Genomic DNA, 17,227 nt, shown 5'->3' with positions numbered 1-17,227 from the left:
GGCGGCGCCTTCACGTGCCAGAGTCCCCTTAGCCGCAGGTCTGCTCGAAGCGATCCACCGCTGCCGCCACCAGCGCCATGCTGCCCTGCCAGAAGGCAGCCTCGCGGATATCCTGACCCAGGTGTTTTGCCACCAGATCTTCGGCGCTCATGCGGCCGGTATCGCGCAGCAGGGCGCGATACGCCCCGGCCACGTTCGTTTCCCCCGCCGCCTGACGGCTCATCAACTGCTGATAGACCCCCAGGCTGAACAGATAGCCAAACAGATAGGGGTAGTTGTAAAACCCGAGCCCGGCGATGGAGAAGTGCGCCTTGGCCGCCCAGAACATGGGGTGGTAACGGCAGAGGCTCCCCTCATACCAGCGGCCCCACGCCTCGTCGGTCAGGGTCTTGAGCCGCTCAGCCGACACATAGCCCTGTCCGCGGGCGGTCACCAGCGCCTGTTCGAAGTCGAAGCGGGCCGGAATATTGACCAGGAAGGTGGCGGCGCCGTCGGCCTCGGCCCAGGCGATGGCCTGCTGCTGCTCCTGTGTCTGCGCCTGTTCGAACAGGGCGCTGCGCACCAGGGTCTCGGCGAAGATGGAGGCAGTCTCCGCCAGCGTCATGGGGTAGCTGCGCTGGCTCATGGGCAGATCGCGAATGAGCCAGTTGTGCCAGGCGTGACCCAGCTCGTGGGCGAGCGTGATGACGTTGTCCATGGTGCCGGCGTAGGTGATGAAGACCCGCGGCTCCACCGGATCGGCAAATTTGGTGCAGTAGGCACCGGTACGCCGGTTCGGGGTGGGCTCCGCATCGATCCAGCCCTTCTCGGCCATCATGCGTGCAAACTCCCCCATCTCGGGATCGAAGCGGGCAAAGGCCTCGGCGATGATCTCGATCGCCTCCTCGAACGGGATCTCGCGGCTGCTGGCGGCCGGGGGCGGTGCAAACAAGTCCTCCGGCCCCAGATCGTCGATGCCGAGTCGCTTCGCCATCAGCCCCAGCGCCCGCTGGCCCAGACCCCGGGCGTGATAGGTCTCGGTCATGAGGGTATCCAGGGTGGTGCGTTCTATGTGGCTCTGATGGCAGGAGAGATCCAGCGCATCCAGCGTTCGCTGCTTGCCGCGCTGGCGCGAAAGCTCCAGCCGCCAGCCATTGAGGGCGTTGAGGATGGCCGCCACCGTCTCCTGCTCCCCTTCCCAGCCGGCACTGATGGCGTCGAAGGCTTCCCGGCGCAGGGCCCGCACCGGGCTGGATAGCAGGTTGCTGGCCTCGGCCAGCCCCATCTCGCGGCCGTCGATCACGAGGCGGATCTTGCCCACCAGATCGTTGTAGAGGTTGCCCCAGGCATGCAGCCCGTCGGTGCCAAGCCCAATCACCAGCTGCTCTGCCTCCACCGGCAGGCGTTGATCCTGCAGCCGGCGCTCATGGCGCAGCCGGTAATCCTCTTCTCCGAGCAAGGGATCCTGCATCAGCCGTTCAAACTCGGGCTCGGGCAGTCCCAGCATCAGATCTTCCACCGGCGCCAGTGTCTTGAACAGATCGGCGTTGAGGGCGCGGGCACGGGAAGCCAGCTGCTTGGCGAGCACATCGCGGGCATCCTGACTGCCCTTGCAGGCCGCCAGTATGGCGACGTTCCAGCCGATATTGCGGATCCGCTGGGCCCGCAGACGCACTTCGCGCAAAAAATCGGGCAAGGCGTCGGTGTTGCCCAACACCTGATCAAGACCGTCGATAAAACCGGCAAGCTCGGCGAGGTTGGCACGAGCCAGGCTCATGTCCGCTTCCAGCTCGGGGCAGTCGAGGGCGGGATAGATATGCTGGTTGTGCCACTGTTGTGGGTAGATTCGTTGCTGCATCAAACGCTCGTCATCAATATCAGGGGGCAGAGGCTGCCCTGGGTGAAATGCGCGTGGCCGGGCCGCTGCGGGCTCGCTACGAAAGAAACAGGGGCCGCCGGGGCGACCCCGAACGGCCTGTCTGATCAACCGATGCGATCAGATGGGCCAGCCCGTCACACCAGTCGCTCGAGGCGGTCGACCGCCTCCTCCACATAGCGCAGGCTCTCCTGCCAGAAGGCGGGTTCGCGAATGTCGACCCCCAGGTGTTTCTCCACCAGATCCTCGGCGCTCATGCGGCCCGTGTCGGTGAGCAGCGCGCGATAGGCCTGGGCAAACTCGCCCCCGGCCCGCTCCTTCTGGGCATAGAGCCCCAGGCTGAACAGATAGCCGAACAGGTAGGGGTAGTTGTAAAACCCGAGATCAGCGATGGAGAAGTGGCACTTGCTGGCCCAGAACAGCTCGTCGTACTGGCTGAGGGTGTCACCATACCACTGCTGCTGCGCGGATTTCATCATCTGCCGCAGCTGGCTTGCCCCCACATAGCCCTGCTCCCGCGCCGTCACCAGCGCCCGCTCGAAGGTGAAGCGGGCGGGGATGTCGAGCAGCAGGCTGGCGGCGCGCTCCCCATCCAGCCAGGCGATGGCCCGGCGCGGCTCCATCTTGTCAGTGGCGGCCAACAGGGCATCACGCACCAGGGCCTCGGCAAACAGGGAGGCGGTCTCGGCCAGCGTCTTGGGGTAGTCGCGCTGCTCCAGCGGCAAGTCCCGCAGCAACCAGCTGTGCCAGGCGTGCCCAAGCTCGTGAGCCAGGGTGATGAGGTTGTCCATGGTGCCCTCGAAGGTGAGAAACACCCGAGGCTCGGGGGGATCGGCATATTCGGTGCTGTAGGCACCGCTGCGCCGGTTTGCGCTGGGGGCCGCGTCAATCCAGCCCTTGTCGGCCATCATGCGGGTAAAGGCCCCCATCTCGGGGTCAAACCCGGCGAAGGCATCGGCCACCAGGGTCAGCGCCTGCTCGAAGCTGAGCGAGGCCGGAGTCCCGGCGGGCGCCGGGGCATAGAGATCCCAGGGGGCAAAATCGCTGATCTGCCGGGCGCTGGCCATGGCGCACAGGGCCCGCCGTCCCAGCGTCTTGTGGGCGTCAGCCTCGGCCATCAGGGTATCCAGGGTGGCGCGCTCGATATGGCTCTGATGACAGGAGACATCCAGCGCATCGAGCCGACGCGTCTTGCCACGCTGGGCGGCGAGCTCGTTGCGCCAGCCGTTGATGGCGTTGAGAATGGCGGCCACCGTCTCCTGCTCTGCCTGCCAGGCGGCCTGAATGCCGTGCCAGGCGCTGGCACGACGCGCCCGATCCGGGTGGGCCAGCAGATTTTCCGCCTGGGCCAGCCCCATGGGCTCTCCGTCCACGACCGGCCTGAGCCGGCCCACCAGGCCGTCGTAGAGATCCCCCCAGCCTTGCAGTCCATCCACCCCCAGCCCCGCGATCAGCTGTTCGCTCTCCAAGGAGAGCCGTTGATCCTGCTGACGCCTGTCGTGACGGATGGCATAGGCCAGCTCGAACAGCTCGGGATCCTGCAACAGGGCCCGCACCTGCCCCTCGGGGGCGCTTGCCCAGAACAGGGTCACGGGTTTGCTGAGCTGGGCCAGGGTCGCCTGCAACTGCTGACCACGGGAGAGCAGCGCACGCGCCGCCTCATCGCGACCATTGCGACTGAGCCGGTTATAGGCATAGGTCTGGCTGTTCCAGGCCAGCCGGCAAACGTCGGTCCAGCAGGATCTGATGGCCCGCAGCAGGTGGCGCAAGGCATTGATGTCGGTGGTCTTGGGCAGTTCATCCAGCAAGTGCTGCAGGCTGTTCAGGGTCTCGCGGGCACGCTGGAAATCGGCGTCGATCGCCGGGCAATCGGGGGCGGCATAGATGTGATCATCCAGCCAAACGGGTGGGTTCATGATAGTCCTTGTTTGTTTGCATCCATGTCATGTGGCCCCGCCTCTGTGGGCTGGTGCCAGTTCGGATAGTACGAAGGGGACCGGCACTTGCCCAGCCCCCATCCGAGTCAGCAAACAAGACGAACAATCACCTGTGCGACGGCCTCTGTCGGCCGAGCACAAACAGTGGACAGGCCGCCGTTATTTGGCGGGTTTGAGTTTGCTCACCAGGGTCATGGCCAGCACCAGCACCATGCCCGCCACCACACCGGCCACGGCGTTGAGCAGGGTCGGCGTCACCGCGGCCAGCACGGCGCCCACGGATGGCAAGGTGGCAAGGGCTGCGGCCGCAGCTTCAACCAGGTGGTAGGCGAAGGGCCAGCCATGCACCAGAATGCCGCCACCCACCATGAACATGGCGATGGTCCCCACCAGCGCCAGCAGGTGCATCAGACGGGGCGCAGTCACCAGCAGGCCCCGACCCACGGCCCGGCGCAAGGGGCTGCCATCGGGCTTTTGCAGCAGGTGCAGGCCGATATCGTCGAGCTTGACGATAAGGCCCACCAGGCCATAGACCCCTACCGTCATCAGCAGGGCTATGCCCGCCACCACAGAGATCTGCAGGCCCAGGCTGCTGCCCTGTACTGTGCCGAGCGCGATGACGATGATCTCGGCAGAGAGGATAAAGTCGGTGCGAATGGCCCCCTTTATCTTCTGCTGCTCGAAAGCCACCAGATCGTCCGGCACCGGGCCCCTGTGTTGCTCGCTCTCTGCCGCCTCGTGGGGCAGAAACTTGTGGGCCAGCTTCTCCGCCCCCTCGAAGCAGAGGTAGGCGCCCCCCAGCATCAGCAAGGGGGTGATGAGCCAGGGCACCAGGGCGCTGATGGCGATGGCGGCAGGCACCAGAATGAGCTTGTTGCGAAACGACCCCTTGGCCACGGCCCACACCACGGGCAGCTCCCGCTCGGCCCGCACGCCGGAGACCTGCTCGGCGTTGAGGGCGAGATCGTCCCCCAGCACACCGGCGGTCTTCTTGGCCGCCACCTTGGTCATCAGGGCCACGTCATCGAGCACGCTGGCTATATCATCGAGCAGGGCCAACAAACTGGTTCCGGCCATATCAGGCATTCCTCATCTCAGTGGAAACATCCCCCGGGCACGCAGGCCATCTCGCCGGACAGGCGCCACAAGCGAGTGCCGAGCAGAGGGGGGTCCTTATTTCAGGCAAAAGATGGCACAGTGTAACGAGAAGCCGCCCGTTAGGCAGCAACCACATCAGGGTCAATTGGCCTTGTTTCACCCCGAGTCCCCCCGGCTCAAGGAGTTCCCATGCAACCCTGGCAATCTCTGCTCGATTTCTGGTTTGGCGATGACGCCGATGACGCCACCCGCGCCAAACGGCAAGCCCCGCTCTGGTGGGGAAAAAGCAGCGAAACCGATGCGCTGATAGCCGACCGCTTTGGGGCGCTGGCCGAAGCCGCCGCCACCGGCTCTCTGGCCCACTGGGCCGAGGTGCCCGTCGGCCGGCTGACGCTGATCCTGCTGCTGGATCAACTGCCACGCAACATACATCGCGCCACGCCCGGCGCCTTTGCCCAGGACCCGCTGGCCCGGGATCTCTGTCTGAAGGGCTTGTCGCTGGGGGCAGACAAGGCGCTCTCGCCGCTGGCCCGGGTCTTCTTCTACCTGCCGCTGGAACACGCCGAATCGCGCGAGCAGCAAGTCCGCAGCGTGACCCTGTTCGAGGCGCTGGCGGCCGAGCAGGCCGGCAGTCCGGCGCAGGCCACCTTCGAGGGCTTCGCCGATTTTGCCCGCCGCCATCAGCTGATCATCGAACGCTTCGGCCGCTTTCCTCACCGCAACGCCATCCTGGGTCGCACCAGCACGCCGGAGGAGGCCGAATTTTTGCAGCAACCTGGCTCCGGCTTCTAGGCCAGCCGCAGAGACAAAAAAACGGGCCCGATGGGCCCGTTTTGCATGCAGGGAGTGGACAAGGGGCATCACGCCGCCTCTGCCAGCTCCTCCTCTTTCTTCTGATAGGCCTGGGGCGAGAGACCCAGCAGCTCCTGCACTGTGGAGGCGACCGTGATGGAGGAGATGGTCCCCACCAGGATGCCGGCGAACAGGGTGAAGGCGAAACCGTAGAGGGCATCGCCGCCGAACAGCAGCAGGGCGCCCACGGTAAAGAGGGTGGTGCCCGAGGTGATCATGGTGCGGCTGAAGGTGGCCTTGATCGCCACGTCCGAGCAGTCGTGGATGGAGAGCTTGGTGCGTGAGCTCAAGATGTCCCGCAACCGGTCCGAGATGACGATGCTGTCGTTGAGGGAATAGCCGATCACCGCCATCAGACCGGCGATCACGTTGAGGTCAAACTCGATGTTGAACAGCGCCAGCAGCCCCATGGCCACCAGGCCATCGTGCAGCACAGACACCAGGATGCCGATGGCCTGACGCCACTCGAAGCGCACCGCCAGGTAGGCGGAGATGGCCAAGGAGGCTACCAGCACCGCCAGCATCCCCTGCTGGAACAGTTCGGCACCCACCTGAGGGCCGACTATGGTGGTGCGCAGCAGCTCCACCGGCAAGTTGAGCTGTTGACCCAGCATGACCGCCAACTCCTCGGCCGGCCAGGGCAGCTCGTGGGGTGGCAGCTTGATGAGCCACTCCCCCGGGATGCCGGCGCCGCTCAGCTCGACCGCCCCTGCCAGCGGGGCGCTCAGCAGGGCGTTCAGTTCATGGGCCTCTTTCAGGGTCTGGATGCGAAACTCCAGCAGTATGCCGCCGGTGAAGTCGAGCCCGAGCGACAGCCCGTTGATGGCCAGCACGGCTATGCTCGCCACCGTCAGCAGCACGGAGATCCACAACCCGATGTAACGCCAGCGGGTCAGGCCCATGGCAACGATCATTCTCAACATAATTCTATCCTCGACAACAGCTGACTCGGGCTTCCCAACCGGAAGCGCGTGGCGCAGGCGCGGAGCAGGCTCGAACGCGCGGCGCTATGGCACAGAGTGAATGCAGGGGTCACGGTCACACCCTCAGCAGCTTGTCGCTGCTCTTGCCCCACAGGGGGTTGATGATGGCGCGGGTGCCCCAGATGCCGGTCACCATGCTGGATATGAGACCCAGGATCAGGGTGATGGAGAAGCCCTGCAGCGGGCCCGAGCCGATGGAGTAGAGCACCACGGCGCAGATCAGGGTGGTGATGTTGGCATCGAAGATGGTGCGAAACGCCGAGCGATAGCCAAAGTCGATGGCGTTGGCAAGACTCCCCCCCTCCCGCAGGCGGTCCTTGATCCGTTCAAAGATCAGCACATGGGTATCCACCGCCATGCCGACCGTGAGCACCAGACCGGCGATCCCCGGCAGGGTCAGTACGGCCCCCGGCAGCACCGCCAGCATGCCCACCTGCATCAGCAGGTTGGCGATGAGCGCCGTGATGGCGACCCAGCCGAACTTGCGATACCAGGCCATCATGAATAGCATCATGCCCGCCATGCCGAACGCCAGCGCGGTGAAGCCCGCCTCTATGTTCTGAAGGCCCAGGGTCGGGCCGATTGAGCGCTCCTCCAGGATCTTCAGCGGCGCCGTCAGGGCACCGGCCCGCAGCAGCATGGCCAGCTCCTGGGCCTCTGGCAGACTGCCAATACCCGTGATGCGGAACTGGTTGCCGAGCGCCGTCTGTATGGTGGCGACGTTGATCACCTCGCTCTGGGCGCGCAGCTTGCCCTGGGCGTTGGTCTTGTATTCGGTGAAGACGGTGGCCATCGGCTTGCCCACGTGCTGGCGGCTGAACTGGTTCATCTTGCTGCCACCCAGGCTGTCGAGCACGATATTGACCTGGGGTTGGCCCATCTCGCCCATATTGGCGCGCGCATCGACTATGTGCTCACCGCTCAGCACCGGCTTGCGGGCCAGACCGACGGCCTGACCGCTGCGATCCGCCATGAAGAAGCGGCTGTCGGCCTGGGCCTCGTAGAAGGCCAGCGATGCGGTCGCGCCTATCACTTCCTTGGCCTGCTTGGGATTGTGCACCCCGGGCAGCTCGATGCGGATACCGTCCTGGCCCTGACGCTGGACCGAGGCCTCGACTATGCCGAGCTCGTTGATCCGCTTTTTCAGGATTGACAGGTTCTGGGTCACGGCGTTGTTGGCCAGCAGGGTGCGCTCGGCCTCGCTCATCACCAGCCGCAGCTCGTTGCCGCTGCGATTGAGTTGCCACTGATCCTGGCGGGTGCCGGCGGAATCCTTGATGATGGTGAGCCAGGGCGCCTGATCGGCCACCTCTGGCAGGGTAACTCTCACCTCCCCTTCGCTCACCCGAGCCACGTTGGCACCCCGCAGGCGCGCCTCGCGGAACTGGGTGCGCAGCATGTCCACCAGGTTTCTGGTCTGGTTGTCCACCACGAAGCTGAGATCGACCCCGATCAGCAGCTGGGAGCCGCCGCGCAGATCCAGCCCGAGCTTGATGGGGGCGGCGCCGAGCTGGCTGATCCAGGTCGGGGCATTGGAGTAGAACTCCAGGGTCAGGGCCGCGCTGTCATAGCCCTGCTGCTCCAGCAGCTGCTTGGCCCTCTGCTGTTCGGACTGGCTGTTGAACACCAGTTCGACCCGCTCTTTCTGTTGCACCTGTTTGACCGGCGCTATCTGGTTGTCGGCCAGCAGGGTGCGCTGTGCCTCGGTCAGGCTGGTCTGGCCGTGCAGGCCGAGGGAAGGCTGCTCACCGAAGAAGGTGGGCAGGGAGTAAAACGCGAAGGTGAACAGCATGAGCAGCAGCAGGGCATACTGCCACATGCTCATGCGATTCAGGGTGGTACGACTCTTTTTTCTCATGGCAAAAGCCTCTGTCAGGAGAAGGCGGCGCACTCGCCACCCATGGCGGGGGCGGCACGCAAGAAAATACAAATGAGACTGGGCGCCCGTTCACGCGCGGTGAGCAGGCTTTACAGGAGACGATGAGGCAGTGCGGCGAGGCCGGACCCCATCGGGATCAGGCGAGATAACTCTGGGAGAAGCGGTATTGCAGGTGTTGGCGTTGCAACCTGTGCCGGTGAATGGTGGCAAAGCGGTCGCGGAAGCTGTTTTTGGGATAGAAGAGCGCCGCATAGAGCAGCAGGCCGCACAGCAGCAGCAGGATCGCCTGCTGTGACCAGCTCATGATCAGCTCGTAGACGACGCTGCCGGGCTGATGATCGCTGCGCAGGGAGTGTTCGAGCCGCAGCAGATGATTCTGATGGGAGCCGACAAACTTGACGACACCGTCGTCGCTGTCGCTGGCGCTGTGGATCACCAGCAGGGTATCGGACTGATCGCCCGTGCCGGCATCGCTCATCACCTGGCCAGGCTGGGAAGCGGCCTGAGGCGCGGATACCTTGAGCCCCTCCACCGAGACGGTAGAGAGCAACAGAGTGAGCGAGATGAGCAGTGTCATCAACGCCAGTTTCACTTTGTCCAGCAGGCTCAAAAAGTTAATTCCCAAATAATAGAAAGGGCAAACTACCACAGGCACCCAACAAGGACAAGGGCGGCAGGGCCGTCAAGCCTCGCACGGCGCCCTGCCGAAAACGAAACTCACCCCTGTGACATCTGCCTGAAATCGCGGGCATAGCCCTTGAGCAGAGTGTAGAGATGGGCGCGCTGGGAGATGTCCAGCGACTGGCTCAGGGCACTCAGCCAGTTGACGGTGCGCTGGCGGGATTGATCCGTGTAGCCGGTGAAACGGCCATCCATGAGTCCATCCCCCTGCTGCAACAGGGCGGTGAGCTGGGCACCGAAGTCCGGGCTCTGGCGCTGCTGCATCAGCCTGTCCAGCTCCCTGGTCCAGGCGGTCTGAAACTCCAGCCAGGGGGCCTGCAGCTCGTATTGCCACTCCACCCACTGGGCCACCAGCGGCGCCTGGGCCGGCTTCACCTCCCCAATCCAGAACACCAGCCGCTCGTTCATCTTGCCGGTGAACTCCTTGAGCAGCTCGGCCTTGGGCTGGCGGGCAAAATCCTGCTCCCGCTCGGTCTGCCGGCTGAGCCTGTCCTTCATGAACATGGCCACCTGCTCCTCGGTCAGGGTACGGGCCAGCCGCACGGCGCGGGGAACCGTGTTCTCCAGGGTGCGGGTCAGGCTCTGCTGGGCCGCATTCAGATGAAGCGAGACCTGGGCCGGGCTCATGGGGCTCGCCACCGCCCTGGCCAGCGCATCCAGATCATCGGCGTAACGGGGTACCTCGTACTGGCGGTGCCAGGCCATCAGCCCCTTCACTTCGTTGTCCAACAGCCGCTTCTGGCTGCGATCCAGCGAGAAATAGTCATCCAGCTGCCAGACGATGGCCACGTCCAGCCAGTAATAGACCACCCGGGTGGAGCAGCCCACCAGCAGCAGACAGATCAGCAGCAGGCTCCAGCTGCGGGGTTGACGCCAGGAAAAGGAGGTCACCATGCACTACTCCAAAGATTGACGAGTTGATGATTCATATCGATCTGATCCTGCCTATGCCAGCGTTGATACGCAGCGATTCGTGTCGAGCAACACCTGCCCCCCGCCACCGGCCCTACTCCAGCCGTTGACGATTCGTGTCGATCAGGGCCTGGTAATCGGGCCCGGGAGTGTGCTCGGCCATCAGCAGCGCCCACAACAAGCCTATGTAGTCGACCCAGGGCAGGAAGGCCTGGCTCTGAAAGCCCCGGCTTCCCAAACGCGCCCCTGCCCGCTCAAGATAGCCGCTCTCCAGCGCCTCTCGCTGGCCGTCGTCCCAGCCGTGGGTGCGCTGTATGCTGGCCACCTCGAAACCGGGATGCCCGGCGGCGCCATACTCCCAGTCGATGACCCAGGGCCGGGTTCCCAACAAGTTAGCCGGATTGAGATCATGATGGCAAGGGAGCCAACAATCGGTCGGCTCGCGACTGGCCAGCAGTCCCCGCTCCAGCGCAGGCAGCCAGTCAGGGATCCGGGCCAGGCGGCCGCGATAACCGGCGGCATGAGCCCGCACCGCCATCACCACGGCGGGCACCGGCAGCCGGTGCAGTCGCACCAGCACCTCGGCCAGCAGACCGGGCTGCTCGGCGGGGGGCGGGGGCGCCTCGGCCCAGTTGGGTTCATCGCACCAATCCAGCAGCATCAGGCCGCTGGCGGGATCGCTGTGATGACAGGGCAGCGCCAGCCCCTGCCCCATGGCCCCCCGATAGAGCTGCCACTCGGTCGCCCTGTCGATACCGAGCCGACAGGGATCCGGATGACCGAGCCGCAAAAAATGACTGCGCCCCGAGGGGAGGCGCAGTCGATAGTTGCAGTTGGTCAGGCCGCTGGCCAGCGCTTCCAGCCGCCCCGAACGCCAGGGGGCCGGCAGGCTGGCCAGCAACTCCAGCTCCGCCAGATCACCAGCCAAAGGTGGATTTCTTCGCCTGCTTGCGGATCTCTTTCTGATCGGCCCACAGCAGTTCGCCGTTTTGCAGATCCATCAGGTTCATGGTCATCTGGTAGTAGACATCCTTCACCTTGCCGTTGTCCTTGACGATGCTGGCGAGGTTGCCATAGACCATGTAGCGGGCACCGGTCTGCTTGCCCAGACGCACCATGGAGGCGGGATCCACCATGCCGCTGCTCTGCTGGTATTCGAGCTGCTGCTTGACCGCCGCCACCTTGCTCATGTCGACGAAGCGGAACTTGCCGGCTCGCAGCAGCTTGGTACGGATGGTGTCCGTGATGGCCTCGGTGTCGATGTGCTCAGAGGTCTTGTTGCGGATGGAGTCCATGAACATCACGGGACGACCGCCCGCGGTGATCTCGCTGGTGGCCGGCGAGGCGAGCATGGAGTCCGCCATCTTGTCGGCGATGGCCTGCAGATCCGATGAACCGTAGTCCACTGTCACCGTCTCGGTTTCGGTCGGATCGCCATAGCTGACTGTGGTGCTGGAACAGCCGCCAAGCAGCAGGGCGCCGGTCAATATCAGCAGGGCATGATTCATTTTCATCAGTAGGATTCCTCAATCACTTCACGTACGTAAATCCGGTATCCCCGGGCGGCCGGGCTCGGCGCCAGGGCAGAGAGGGTGCGGGTCTGATAGCCGTGCAGCTTGATGGGGGTCCAGCCGCGACCATCGCTGGCCACCTCCTGCCCCGCCTCATCATACCAATAGAACAGGTATTGCAGCTTGTTGTCACCGCGCTGGGTGCTGGCCGCCGCCACATTGACCTGCAGCAGGCCGTTTTGCTCGCGCCGGCTCAGCTCGGTCAGGGTCACATTGACGTTCTGATGCTGCTCCTGCACGGGTGCCGCCCCCGCCGCGCCATAGAGCGCCACGCCGGACGTATTGGTGGCGCAGCCGGTCAGCAGCATCACCAGGGCCAAACCGTATGCTTTCATCTTGATCTCCTTAGCCGGCAGGCCATCTGGGCCCGACCGTCAGTCATGGGTGTCATGGTCCGGGCGCGCTTAGAGCGGCATCACCCGGGTCGTCAGGCCGGCGCCGAGCCGCTGCACCCACACCAGGGTGGTACGCCCGCCGTGAACGGTGAGCGGCAGGGTACGCATGGCGCTGCCCGCCCCCAGGGTGAGCTGCACCTCGCCTGCCGGCAGCATGCTCTGCCAGCTGGATGCCTGGGCCGGCAACGTCAGCCAGCTGCGGGTATCGGCCCGCTCCGAGAGGGTATTGAAGATGCCGACCAGAATATTGCCCACATCACCCCCCTCCTTGGCGGCAGTGCGCCTCAACTGCTCCTTGGTCACCAGCCGCAGCGCCTGACGGGTCAGCATGCCCGGCAACCGCTCCTGCAGATCCTTGGCGGCCAGCGCCTCCAGCCGCACCAGCTCGCTGGTCTGCTCAACCCGCTTGCCCACCGATACCGTCAGCGGGCCCGTGTTGCTGGCCCGGTTGTCGTAATAGGGCACTGCCACGGTAAAGGTACGAAAATCGCCGCTGGAGGTGGAGATGGGCAGCGGCAGGAACAGCTCGCGCCGCGCCGGGATCAGCCCATCTTCAAACAGCACCACCAGCTGCCCCTGATTTTTGGTTAAAGGCGGCGCCTTGCGACCCAGCTTCTTCTCGGTTTCCTTGAGCTCGTCCGGGGAGCCGCGCAGCCGCGCCAGGCGCAGCAAGGCATCCTGCAGGCTCTGGTTGTCCGGCGCTATCTGGTAGCCGCGCTGATAGTCGACCCAGGCATCGTTGAGATCCCCGGCTGCCTCATAGAGCACGCCGGAGAAATAGAAGGTGTAGGCGTTCTGGAAACCGTTTTTCACCTGGCCTATCAGCCGGTCGAGATCCGGTGCCCCGCGCGACATCAGCTGGCGCATCTCCCGCTCTGTAGTGGCTTCGGCCCCTTTCTCTCTGGCCTTGCTTACCTCCCCCGCCCGCGCCTTGAGGGCACGCTCCTGCACCTGATTGGCCCGGCGCACCTCCACCAGGGCGCCGTCGGCGTCCCCCCGCTGCAGGTAGTTGAGGGCCAGATAGTGATGCAGCATGGTGCGCTCATAATCCGGCGTCAGGTAGGCCATGCTCTGATCGTTGGTGAGCAGGCTGCCCGCCTGACCCAGCCCCTGGCTCAGCCGGTATTGGGCCTGATTGTCTTCCCACTCGAGGCGGCTGTCGGCGGCGGCGAAGGCCTGCTTGCTGCCCGCATCCTGACCGGCCAGCCAGGCGATGCGGCCCTGCTCGAGCCGGTCCAGCACATAGGTGTCGTCCCCCAGGGTGGACTCGCGCACCTCGGGCAGCGCCTCGGCGGCGTGCCCCAGCAGCAGCTGGTTGCGCAGCGGCACCATCTGATCGGAATAGGAGACGAACATGTCCTGCCAGTGGGAGGCGCAGCCCCCCAGCAGGGCACTGGCCAGCAGGAGGCCAGCCAGACGGGGAAAGCGGTGCATCACAGGCAGAGCAGCGGCCCCAGGGATTGACCCCCTACCAGATGCATGTGGATGTGATAGACCTCCTGCCCGCCGTGGCGATTGCAGTTCATGATCAGGCGATAACCATCCTCGGCGATCCCGGCCTCGCTGGCCAGCTTGCGGGCCACGGTGAACATGCGACCTCCCTAGGGCCAGCTCATGTTCGGCTTCCACGTCGTTGACCGTGGGGATCAGCACGTTGGGAATGATCAGGATATGGGTCTTGGCCTTGGGCTGGATGTCCCGGAATGCGGTCACCAAATCGTCTTGATAAAGGATGTCGGCGGGGATCTCTTTACGGATGATTTTGCTGAAAATGGTTTCTTGCGCCATGGATAACTCCTTTATATGAAAAAGAAAATTCAACACCAACCTCAAGCGGCTCCCGAGGTGGCCATCAGGGCCCGCCAAGTGTGACACAAGCCGACATTTGACACAGCCGTTGTCCCATTCTCTTCAGTTATTGTTAAAAATACCGATAGCCGGAAGACGTCAGATGGCGTCGCTCGCCCAGGGTGGTAGCAGGGTATCAAATGGACGGGGTATTCAGGCAAGGGACTTTTGCATATACAGCGGGACAATAATGAAACAAACAATGTCAGACCTCTCCATCTTGCAGAGGGTCTATTTAGGCTTTGCCATTCTGGTGGCCGTGATGGCGGCCACCTCGGTACTCACCTTTCGCAGCCAGAGCGAGCTCAATCAGGCGCTGGATCAGGTCACCCGGCAATCCATGCCGCTGGTGATCGCCAGCAGTCAGACCCAGATCAGCCTGCTCAGCGCCAACAAGTGGCTCACCGACGTGCTGACCGAGCAGGATCCCAAGCAGATCCCGGCCGAGGTGGCCGAGCTGCAACAGGCCAAGGCCCAGGTCGACAAGACGCTCGCCACCCTCAGCCGGCAGGCGGCGGCACACCCTGAGCTGCAGGGTGAAATGGCGGCACTGAGCAAGCTGGTCGGCGACTATCTGCAGCTGACCGGCACCCTGCCCACCGAGCATCAGGCCCTGCTCACCCGCTTGCACAAGGTGAATCAGGCCAAGGGGCAGTTCCAGGTCAGCCTGCCCCAGTTCAAGAAAAACCTCGGCGACATGATGGTCACCATAGACGACAGCTTCATCAAGATGCTGTCCGAGACCCTGACCACCAAGCTCTCCGCCATCGAGCTCTCCACCATGGATGCGCTCAACCAGAGCATACCCGCTCCCATCGAGGGGGCGCTCAAGCGCAACAAGATGCAGATCGAGGGGTTCAACAGCACCATCAAGGATCTGCAGGGGGAGCTCAAGAACTTCGACAATGACATGGGCCACTACGTGCATGGCTTCGTGCGCGACACCACCGCCAGCGAGGGGGTGCTCTCCCAGTACCTGGCGCTGATGCAGCAGCAGGAGCAAATGCGCGAGCAGAGCAAGCAGGCCAGCAAGCTCATCGTCAGCATCCAGAGCAAGCTGGAGGGGATCACCGACCAGAGCCAGCAGCTGATGAACGCCAGCATACGCGCCTCCGGCAAGGTGCAGGCCCAGAGCACGCTCACCCAGGGGATCAGCATCGCCATCGCCATCCTGGTGGCCATTCTGGTGGCCTACACCCTGGGCAAGGCCATTCGCCGCCCGCTCAAGGAGCTGCTGCGGGTGCTGACCGAGGTGACCCAGGGCGACATGACCCAGCGCATAGGTTTTCGCAGCAAGAACGAGTTTGGCCAGCTCGGCAGCCAGATCAACCTGCTGATCCAGCAGATGGGGGACGTGCTGACCCAGCTATCCCAGGCCTCGACCCAGCTCAACAACGCCGCCCACGACAACCGTCACACCACGGAATCGGTGCGGGCGGATCTGGAGAAACAGCGTCAGGAAACCGCCTCGGTCGCCGCCGCCATGACCCAGATGGAAGCCTCGGTGCGTGAAGTGGCCCAGGCGGCCAACCAGACCCTGGAGCGGGTGCAGGACGTGGAGAAAGCCTCCGAGACCGGCCGCAAGGTGATGGCGGGCAACATCACCACCACCCATCAGCTGGCGGGCAAGTTGCAGCAGACCGGCAAGGTGATCGGCGATGTCAGTGCCATGAGCAACCAGATAGGCAACATACTCGACGTCATTCGCGGCATCGCCGAGCAGACCAACCTGCTGGCGCTCAACGCCGCCATCGAGGCGGCCCGGGCCGGCGAGCAGGGCCGCGGCTTTGCGGTGGTGGCCGACGAGGTGCGCAGCCTGGCGGGGCGCACCGCCCAGTCCACCAGCGAGATCCAGACCATGATCGAGAACCTGCAGCAGGGGGTCGCCAAGGCGGTGACAGTGATGCAGGAGTGCTCCCGCGAGATGGACAGCTGCGTGGATCAGAGCTCCCACGCCAACAACGCCATGGAGGAGGTACAGGGGATAGTGGTGCTGATCAGCGACATGTCGAGCCAGATAGCCTCCGCCGCCGAGCAGCAGCAGGCCACCAGCGCCGACATCGCCACCAACCTCAACCGCATCTCGGATATCTCGGATCTCAACTATCAGGGCATAGCCCGGGTGGCCGAGACCAGCCAGCAGCTCGACTCCCTGGCCGAGCAGCAGGAGAGCCTGGTCAAGCGCTTCCGGCTCAGCGCCTGATGAGGTCGTCTGTTTTTCCATTGCCCTGACACGACAAGGCCCCGCAGATGCGGGGCCTTGCTTATTCTGGCAAGAATCGCGGGATCAGGCGTAGGCGATGGCGCCCTTGCCCACCCCTTCATAGGCCACGATTTTCACGAACTTGTCGCCCACCTGCTTCTTCACCTCGCGGGCTATATAACAGGCCAGCAGCTCTATGGTGGTGTCGGTATCGATCATCTCCACCTCTCCCGCCGGCATGGCCAGCTGGAACAACCCCTGGGGCGCCACGTACTTGAAGCCGAGATACTGCTCGCCGGCATCCTTCAGGGTCGCCTCGGCCAGCTCGCTCAGGCTCAGCTCGCCGAGGGCCACCTTGTCCTCTTCGGTGCCGAGGTAGATGTCGGCCCAGCGCTCGGCCCAGTTCAGCTCCTGCTCAGCGTCGCGCTCACCGTCCAGGTGGATCTCGATGGGAGAGCGATGGCCGTGGGCGATGCGCTGGCAGTTGCCATCGTGCTTTTTCAGGCCGTGGCTGTAGTGGTAGAAGGCGCCATCGATCTGCTCCTGGCGCAGGGTCAGCGACAGATCCTTGATGTTGCCGGGCAGCCGCTGGGCCAGCACAGCCAGCAGATAGCGGGTGACGGACTCCTTGTCGATCTGGGGCGCCGGGATGAAGGCAAAGCCCTGAGTGGGGCAACGCAGGTGAATGGAGCGACCCGGGCGCAGCAGATCCACCGTGCTCTCCTCCCCCTCCAGATGGGCCACATGGACCAGTGCGCACTCGGCCGGCACCAGCAGCTTGTGATCCACCTCTTCATCGATGATCGACTTGATCAGTTTTTTCACCCGACCAAAGTCCAGCAGCATGCTCATCTCGTTGAGCTCGCCGCTCATCTCGACATCCACCAGCCAGCTCTCCCCCACCATGCCACGGCGTTCACACAGGTAGCTGGAATCGATCACGGTCAAATCTCTTACAAATAACTTCATCAGTCAGGCCTTGCTACAGAGAAAGTGCAGTTTGCGATATTATG

14 protein-coding genes and 1 pseudogene are annotated in these 17,227 nt (G+C 64.0%); 2 read left to right on the top strand and 13 right to left on the bottom strand.

Annotated elements, in window-relative coordinates; translation table 11 throughout:
- Positions 1-28 precede the first annotated feature (28 nt).
- The 3 genes from CK910_RS14790 to CK910_RS14780 form a co-directional block, all read right to left on the bottom strand.
- The gene (locus CK910_RS14790; RefSeq protein WP_098985105.1) at positions 29-1,837 is read right to left on the bottom strand and encodes a M3 family oligoendopeptidase; all 1,809 of its coding nucleotides are present in this window, start codon (positions 1,835-1,837) and stop codon (positions 29-31) included.
- A 155-nt stretch (positions 1,838-1,992) separates the two neighbouring features.
- Positions 1,993-3,771: a M3 family oligoendopeptidase gene (locus CK910_RS14785; RefSeq protein WP_098983820.1), complete on the bottom strand. Its 1,779-nt coding sequence runs from the start codon at positions 3,769-3,771 to the stop codon at positions 1,993-1,995.
- Between the two features lie 180 nt (positions 3,772-3,951).
- Complete coding sequence (locus tag CK910_RS14780; protein WP_098983819.1) at positions 3,952-4,869, bottom strand: DUF808 domain-containing protein; 918 nt, start codon at positions 4,867-4,869, stop codon at positions 3,952-3,954.
- A 210-nt stretch (positions 4,870-5,079) separates the two neighbouring features.
- On the opposite strand from CK910_RS14780, the gene CK910_RS14775 reads away from it, so the two are divergent.
- Positions 5,080-5,682, top strand: a complete 603-nt coding sequence (locus CK910_RS14775) for a DUF924 family protein (protein ID WP_098983818.1) — start codon at positions 5,080-5,082, stop codon at positions 5,680-5,682.
- 68 nt (positions 5,683-5,750) lie between these two features.
- Here the strand turns inward: CK910_RS14775 and secF are convergent, their stop codons facing one another.
- The 9 genes and pseudogenes from secF to hinT all read right to left on the bottom strand — a co-directional run bounded on the left by secF (position 5,751) and on the right by hinT (position 13,951).
- Positions 5,751-6,665 carry a protein translocase subunit SecF gene (gene secF / locus CK910_RS14770; RefSeq protein WP_172955328.1) on the bottom strand — a complete coding sequence of 305 codons (915 nt, stop codon included), beginning with the start codon at positions 6,663-6,665 and terminating at the stop codon, positions 5,751-5,753.
- 115 nt (positions 6,666-6,780) lie between these two features.
- A complete protein-coding gene (gene secD, locus CK910_RS14765; protein WP_043141189.1) occupies positions 6,781-8,583 on the bottom strand; it encodes a protein translocase subunit SecD in 1,803 nt (600 codons plus the stop codon).
- 157 nt (positions 8,584-8,740) lie between these two features.
- On the bottom strand, positions 8,741-9,214 hold the full coding sequence (locus CK910_RS14760; protein WP_052449190.1) for a hypothetical protein: 474 nt from the start codon (positions 9,212-9,214) through the stop codon (positions 8,741-8,743).
- Between the two features lie 107 nt (positions 9,215-9,321).
- Positions 9,322-10,179, bottom strand: coding sequence for a DUF6279 family lipoprotein (locus CK910_RS14755; RefSeq protein WP_043141194.1), 858 nt, complete (start codon positions 10,177-10,179; stop codon positions 9,322-9,324).
- A gap of 112 nt (positions 10,180-10,291) precedes the next feature.
- Positions 10,292-11,125: a phosphotransferase gene (locus CK910_RS14750; RefSeq protein ID WP_098983817.1), complete on the bottom strand. Its 834-nt coding sequence runs from the start codon at positions 11,123-11,125 to the stop codon at positions 10,292-10,294.
- Entirely contained in the window at positions 11,115-11,711 is a 597-nt protein-coding gene (gene lpoB / locus CK910_RS14745; protein ID WP_005302153.1) for a penicillin-binding protein activator LpoB, read from the bottom strand. Before lpoB ends, CK910_RS14750 begins: the two co-directional genes overlap by 11 nt.
- Complete coding sequence (locus CK910_RS14740) at positions 11,711-12,103, bottom strand: YcfL family protein (RefSeq protein WP_098983816.1); 393 nt, start codon at positions 12,101-12,103, stop codon at positions 11,711-11,713. Before CK910_RS14740 ends, lpoB begins: the two co-directional genes overlap by 1 nt.
- A gap of 69 nt (positions 12,104-12,172) precedes the next feature.
- Entirely contained in the window at positions 12,173-13,597 is a 1,425-nt protein-coding gene (locus CK910_RS14735; protein ID WP_172955327.1) for a COG3014 family protein, read from the bottom strand.
- A pseudogene (gene hinT / locus CK910_RS14730) lies at positions 13,597-13,951 on the bottom strand (purine nucleoside phosphoramidase). Before hinT ends, CK910_RS14735 begins: the two are co-directional and overlap by 1 nt.
- A gap of 250 nt (positions 13,952-14,201) precedes the next feature.
- Between hinT and CK910_RS14725 the strand changes: the two are divergent.
- Positions 14,202-16,214: a methyl-accepting chemotaxis protein gene (locus CK910_RS14725; RefSeq protein WP_172955326.1), complete on the top strand. Its 2,013-nt coding sequence runs from the start codon at positions 14,202-14,204 to the stop codon at positions 16,212-16,214.
- 84 nt (positions 16,215-16,298) lie between these two features.
- On the opposite strand, the gene CK910_RS14720 is transcribed toward CK910_RS14725, so the two are convergent.
- Complete coding sequence (locus tag CK910_RS14720; protein ID WP_172955325.1) at positions 16,299-17,183, bottom strand: 6-pyruvoyl trahydropterin synthase family protein; 885 nt, start codon at positions 17,181-17,183, stop codon at positions 16,299-16,301.
- Between the last annotated feature and the right edge of the window lie 44 nt (positions 17,184-17,227).

Origin of the sequence: Aeromonas sp. CA23, from assembly GCF_002587065.1 — a bacterium.
GTDB lineage: Bacteria > Pseudomonadota > Gammaproteobacteria > Enterobacterales > Aeromonadaceae > Aeromonas > Aeromonas bestiarum.
Note: the sequence above shows the minus strand (reverse complement) of the source record. Positions and strands in the feature narration are given on the sequence as shown.

What these genes read in the sequence shown, in the direction of transcription:
- CK910_RS14785 (WP_098983820.1), bottom strand. Translation starts at nt 3,771, where the DNA reads ATGAACCCACCCGTTTGGCTGGATGATCACATCTATGCCGCCCCCGAT.
- CK910_RS14720 (WP_172955325.1), bottom strand. Translation starts at nt 17,183, where the DNA reads ATGAAGTTATTTGTAAGAGATTTGACCGTGATCGATTCCAGCTACCTG.
- CK910_RS14755 (WP_043141194.1), bottom strand. Translation starts at nt 10,179, where the DNA reads ATGGTGACCTCCTTTTCCTGGCGTCAACCCCGCAGCTGGAGCCTGCTG.
- CK910_RS14790 (WP_098985105.1), bottom strand. Translation starts at nt 1,837, where the DNA reads ATGCAGCAACGAATCTACCCACAACAGTGGCACAACCAGCATATCTAT.
- lpoB (WP_005302153.1), bottom strand. Translation starts at nt 11,711, where the DNA reads ATGAAAATGAATCATGCCCTGCTGATATTGACCGGCGCCCTGCTGCTT.
- secD (WP_043141189.1), bottom strand. Translation starts at nt 8,583, where the DNA reads ATGAGAAAAAAGAGTCGTACCACCCTGAATCGCATGAGCATGTGGCAG.
- CK910_RS14725 (WP_172955326.1), top strand. Translation starts at nt 14,202, where the DNA reads ATGAAACAAACAATGTCAGACCTCTCCATCTTGCAGAGGGTCTATTTA.
- CK910_RS14780 (WP_098983819.1), bottom strand. Translation starts at nt 4,869, where the DNA reads ATGGCCGGAACCAGTTTGTTGGCCCTGCTCGATGATATAGCCAGCGTG.
- CK910_RS14735 (WP_172955327.1), bottom strand. Translation starts at nt 13,597, where the DNA reads ATGCACCGCTTTCCCCGTCTGGCTGGCCTCCTGCTGGCCAGTGCCCTG.
- secF (WP_172955328.1), bottom strand. Translation starts at nt 6,665, where the DNA reads ATGTTGAGAATGATCGTTGCCATGGGCCTGACCCGCTGGCGTTACATC.
- CK910_RS14740 (WP_098983816.1), bottom strand. Translation starts at nt 12,103, where the DNA reads ATGAAAGCATACGGTTTGGCCCTGGTGATGCTGCTGACCGGCTGCGCC.
- CK910_RS14775 (WP_098983818.1), top strand. Translation starts at nt 5,080, where the DNA reads ATGCAACCCTGGCAATCTCTGCTCGATTTCTGGTTTGGCGATGACGCC.